Origin of the sequence: Zoogloea sp. LCSB751, assembly GCF_002028455.1 — a bacterium.
Lineage (GTDB): Bacteria > Pseudomonadota > Gammaproteobacteria > Burkholderiales > Rhodocyclaceae > Zoogloea.
This window is the reverse complement of record NZ_MWUM01000560.1, coordinates 1-239: the sequence shown is the minus strand read 5'-3', so window position 1 is coordinate 239 and position 239 is coordinate 1. Positions and strand designations below refer to the sequence as shown.

Annotated in this window: 1 protein-coding gene; it reads right to left on the bottom strand. The window is 64.0% G+C overall.

Going from position 1 to position 239, the window contains the following annotated elements; translation table 11 throughout:
- The coding region (locus tag B4920_RS27710) for an isocitrate/isopropylmalate family dehydrogenase (protein WP_254051084.1) at window positions 1-239 on the bottom strand (239 nt) is incomplete at both ends.

The window sequence follows — 239 nt, the reverse complement described above, 5'->3', positions numbered from 1 at the left end:
CCTCGCGGATGCGTTCGGCCTTGTCCTGCATGCCGAGGTATTCCAGCATCTGGATGGAGGCGAGGATCACCGAGGTCGGGTTGGCGATGTTCTTGCCGGCGATGTCCGGCGCCGAGCCGTGTACCGCTTCGAAGATGGCGGCGCCCTCACCTATGTTGGCTCCTGGAGCCATGCCTAAGCCCCCCACCAGACCAGCGCAGAGATCCGAGAGGATGTCGCCGAACAGGTTGGTGGTGACC